Here is a 340-nt window from a genome sequence, read left to right on the forward strand (position 1 = left end):
CGGCATGGCTGTATCTCCCACACGTTCTTCTGCGGGTCGTTCCTCCGGGTCTGCTCGGCTACCTTGTCGCTGTGCAGTCGCACCATCACGCCATGTCCCCCATGGTTTCCGCTAGTTAACACGCCATCACCGAGGGCGCCGGGAACGCGGCTCTGCGGGTGATCCGCGCCGCGCCGGGGCCGGGGCGGGGTCCGGCGGGCCCTCGGAGGCGGTAGGCGAGGTTGAGGTGCGCCTGGTAGTGGCCCTCGCCGAGGTCCGCGCCGTCGCCGTAGCACCCGTCCGCGTCGCCGGCCCGCAGGCGGGCGCCGTCGCGGCGCGCGCCGAAGAAGCGCAGGCCACG

Annotated in this window: 1 pseudogene; it reads right to left on the reverse strand. The window is 73.2% G+C overall.

Annotated features, from left to right (window positions below):
- Positions 1-115: 115 nt before the first annotated feature.
- Positions 116-340: pseudogene (locus tag PUR71_RS00365) on the reverse strand (hypothetical protein); the annotation flags it as partial.

The organism is Streptomyces sp. SP17BM10, from assembly GCF_036322405.1.
Taxonomy (GTDB): domain Bacteria; phylum Actinomycetota; class Actinomycetes; order Streptomycetales; family Streptomycetaceae; genus Kitasatospora.